At 57.8% G+C, this 4,267-nt stretch carries 3 protein-coding genes; 1 reads left to right on the top strand and 2 read right to left on the bottom strand.

The genetic code is table 11. The features are described 5' to 3' along the window. Positions 1-315: 315 nt before the first annotated feature. Both C8K63_RS29885 and C8K63_RS29890 read right to left on the bottom strand, forming a co-directional pair. Positions 316-1,536: a CaiB/BaiF CoA-transferase family protein gene (locus C8K63_RS29885; RefSeq protein WP_108219961.1), complete on the bottom strand. Its 1,221-nt coding sequence runs from the start codon at positions 1,534-1,536 to the stop codon at positions 316-318. An 11-nt stretch (positions 1,537-1,547) separates the two neighbouring features. Further along, entirely contained in the window at positions 1,548-2,729 is a 1,182-nt protein-coding gene (locus C8K63_RS29890) for an acyl-CoA dehydrogenase (protein WP_108219962.1), read from the bottom strand. Positions 2,730-2,886: 157 nt separating this feature from the next. Between C8K63_RS29890 and C8K63_RS29895 the strand changes: the two genes are divergently transcribed. Then, positions 2,887-3,786 carry a LysR family transcriptional regulator gene (locus C8K63_RS29895; RefSeq protein ID WP_108219963.1) on the top strand — a complete coding sequence of 300 codons (900 nt, stop codon included), beginning with the start codon at positions 2,887-2,889 and terminating at the stop codon, positions 3,784-3,786. Positions 3,787-4,267: the final 481 nt, after the last annotated feature.

The raw sequence follows: 4,267 nt of genomic DNA on the forward strand, positions 1-4,267 counted from the left end.
ACTTGCGCTTCAGATCTCTCGTCAGCGGGAGGCGAATTCTACAGCGTTACACGCTGCTGTCAACACCTCTTTTTCAACTCCCTTTTGGCTTCGATAACCTGAAGCAACCTGCTGCCGAAAACTGCGTAACTCATTGTTTACCAAGGAGTTTTCCGTTTCGACTGCGCCGGAAGTGGGGCGAATTATAGAGATCTGGAATCTGCCGTCAAGCACTGATTCAGGTTTTCTATCAATAACCTGCAGAATGCAGCAAAACACCCCAAAGGGAGGCCTATATAGAGGAGCCGAAACTCCCCTCTATATAGAAGAGACCTATCAGAGAACGCCCGAAGCCTTGAATGCGGACACCGCCCCCGCATCCAGGCCCAACACCCGCTGCAAAACCTCGAACGTGTGCTCACCCAGCAAAGGAGGCGCAAAACGGTACTCCACCGGCGTCTCCGACAGTCGAATCGGGCTCGCCACCTGAGGCACCATCCCGGCCAGCGCATGCGGCAGCTCGATAGCCAACCCACGCGCCTTGACCTGAGGATCGGCAAACATCTGCGCCACGTCATTGATAGGCCCGCATGGCACGCCAGCCTGCTCCAACTGCGCCACCCATTCAGCGGTCGTCTTGAACACCGTCGCCTGGCGGATCAGCGGAATCAGTACCACCCTGTTTGCCACCCGCAGCTTGTTGGTGGCAAAACGCGGGTCGTCCGCCCACTGCGGCTGCCCGGCCACTTCCGCGAACTTGCGGAACTGTCCATCGTTCCCGACGGTAAGGATGAAATCGCCATCCGCCGTAGGAAAATCCTGATAGGGCACGATGTTCGGATGAGCATTGCCCAAGCGTTTAGGTGCATTGCCTGTCGTCAGGTAGTTCATCGCCTGGTTGGCCAGACAAGCTACCTGTACGTCCAGTAGTGCCATATCGATATGCTGACCACCGCCGTCGTGATCCCGATGCGCAAGCGCTGCCAGGATTGCGACAGTCGAATACAGCCCGGTCAGGATGTCCGTCAGCGCCACGCCAACCTTCACCGGGCCCGCGCCGTCCTCACCTTCAGGTCTCCCCGTCAGGCTCATGAGCCCGCCGAGCCCCTGGATCATGAAGTCATAACCCGCACGCTTGGCGTAAGGACCAGTCTGGCCAAACCCGGTGATCGAGCAATAGATCAGATCCGGATTGATCGCCTTCAACGATTCATAGTCCAGGCCATAAGCCGCCAGACCGCCGACCTTGAAGTTCTCGATCAAGATGTCCGACTTGGCCGCCAGTTCACGCACCAGCTTCTGCCCTTCAGGGCGAGTGAAGTCGATGGTGACCGATTGCTTGTTGCGATTGGCCGACAAGTAATAGGCGGCCTCGCTGGTGTTCTCGCCATAGGCGTCTTTAAGGAACGGCGGCCCCCAGGCGCGCGTGTCATCGCCGTTACCCGGACGCTCGACCTTGATCACTTCGGCGCCAAGGTCGGCCAGGATCTGCCCGGCCCAAGGCCCGGCCAGCACCCGCGATAAATCCAGTACCCGTAGATGCGATAGCGCGCCCATGGACGTTCTCCTTAATAGAACGCCTGTAGGCCGGTTTGCGCACGACCGAGGATCAGTGCATGGACGTCGTGCGTACCTTCATAGGTGTTCACCACTTCCAGGTTGACCAGGTGACGCGCGACACCAAACTCATCGGAGATGCCGTTGCCGCCCAACATATCGCGAGCCATGCGCGCGATGTCCAGGGACTTGCCGCAAGAGTTGCGCTTCATCATCGAAGTGATTTCGACCGCCGCGGTGCCTTCATCCTTCATGCGACCCAGACGCAGGCAGCCTTGCAGCGCCATGGTGATTTCAGTCTGCATATCGGCAAGCTTCTTCTGGATCAACTGGGTAGCGGCCAGCGGGCGACCGAACTGTTGACGATCCAGGGTGTACTGGCGAGCGGTGTGCCAGCAGAACTCGGCCGCACCCAGCGCACCCCAGGCGATGCCGTAACGTGCCGAGTTGAGGCAAGTGAAAGGACCTTTCAGGCCACGGACATCCGGGAAAATGTTCTCTTGCGGAACGAACACGTTATCCATCACGATTTCACCGGTGATCGATGCGCGCAGGCCCACCTTGCCGTGAATCGCCGGAGCGCTCAGACCTTTCCAGCCTTTCTCCAGAACGAAGCCGCGGATGTCGCCGGCATCGTCCTTGGCCCAGACCACGAACACATCGGCGATCGGACTGTTGGTGATCCACATCTTGTTGCCGGTGAGGCTGTAGCCACCTTCCACTTTGCGCGCACGAGAGATCATCGCGCCCGGGTCGGAGCCGTGGTTAGGCTCGGTCAGGCCGAAGCAGCCGATCCACTCGCCCGACGCCAGTTTCGGCAGGTACTTCTGCTTCTGCGCTTCGGTACCGAATTCATTGATTGGCACCATCACCAGCGAGGACTGCACGCTCATCATCGAGCGATAGCCGGAGTCGATACGCTCGACTTCACGGGCGATCAGGCCATAGCTGACGTAGTTCAGGCCACTGCCACCGTACTGCTCGGGAATGGTTGCGCCCAACAGACCGATCTCGCCCATTTCGCGGAAGATCGCCGGATCGGTCTTCTCATGACGGAAAGCTTCAAGAATGCGCGGCGCAAGGCTCTGCTGAGCAAACTGCGCAGCCGTGTCGCGAATCATGCGTTCTTCTTCAGTGAGCTGTTGATCCAGCAGCAGGGGATCGATCCAGTTGAAGCTAGCTTTACCGCCCATGAGTGTGTCCTCTCGAATCGGGTCAAATAACGTGGAGTGATCCTAGGCCCGGATCGGCGCCACGGCAAACGAGGATTTTGCATACTGTTGTGCTAATTTCTCACTCCGAAACATCGTAAAATAGCCTTTATGCGATGTATTAGTGAGGTTGACGTACATGCGCAGAAAAATACCCAGCACCACCGCCCTGATCAGCTTCGAGGCTGCAGCGCGCCATGAGAGCTTCACCAAGGCCGCCCAGGAACTTTCGCTGACCCAAGGAGCGATTTGCCGACAGATCGCCAGCCTTGAAGAGTTCCTCAGCGTGGAACTGTTCCGACGCTCGCGGCGTGGAGTGAAGCTGACGGAGGCCGGGCTTTCCTACAGCCGTCGGGTTGCCACACAACTCGACGCGGTCGAACGGGACACCCTGTCGGTGATGGGCCAGCAGGGCGCCAACGTGATCGAATTGGCGGTGGTTCCGACCTTCGGCACCCAATGGCTGCTGCCGCGTCTCAAGGACTTCCAACAAAAGCACCCGGAAGTGACGGTCAACCTGACCAACCGCACGCGGCCGTTCCTGTTCGCCGACACTGATTTTGATGCCGCCATCTACTTCGGTGATGCGGATTGGTCGGGTACAGAGTCCCACAGGCTGATGGGTGAAAATCCGATGCCCGTTTGCAGCCCCAACCTGCTCGGAAACAAGGCCAGTCTGACGCCCGGCGAAATCGCCGACTTGCCTCTACTGCAACAGACCACCCGCCCCTATGCCTGGCGCCAATGGTTCGATTCCCAACACCTGAATGTCCCGCGAGACATGACAGGCCCCCGCTACGAGCTATTCTCCATGCTCGCGCAGGCGGCCATGCACGACATGGGCATTGCCCTGATTCCGCCGTTTTTGATTCAAAGGGAGCTGAAGGAGAAACGCCTGGTGATCGCCAACCCGCAAGCATTGTCCAGCATCAAGGCTTACTACCTGATGATTCCTGAGCGAAAGGTTGAATCCGCGTCTTTGAGGGCATTTCGTGACTGGCTGGTAAATCAGGCGCACAGCTACAGCCTAGAAGGATAAAGGCCTCGCAGCGTTACTTGACCTCGTAGTCAGCAAATATAAAGCCCTACAGATATAAGTATTTGTCGCATGCCAGCAAACTGTATCGAGAAGCTGTACAAACGTCCCACAAGCGCCTGAGCACGCGGCTTTGCGCCACTATTTCAAAGCGATGCCGCATCATTCATACGGCCGATGTGTAAATTCTTCAATTTCGGCCAGAATCCTTGCAAAGCACGGTCTGCAAGGGATAGAGCCGGCTGGTTGCGACATTCGGTCACGGGGTGACTTGTAGTTAATTTTCCGTCACCCGTCATAATCCCTTGAAGGGCACAAAGTTCGCCTGCAAAATGCCGCGCCCCGCCCTGATTTGGCGGGATCGTGCTGATCGGCCGCCCCAGCCGCACCATCCGTAGTGCCTGGGTTTACTCAACAAGATCACGCAGGAGATTTGACGTGCACATTGGTGTTCCTCTCGAAACCCAGACCGGTGAAACACGGG

This window comes from Pseudomonas sp. GV085 (assembly GCF_003050925.1).
In the GTDB taxonomy this organism is placed as follows: Bacteria; Pseudomonadota; Gammaproteobacteria; order Pseudomonadales; family Pseudomonadaceae; genus Aquipseudomonas.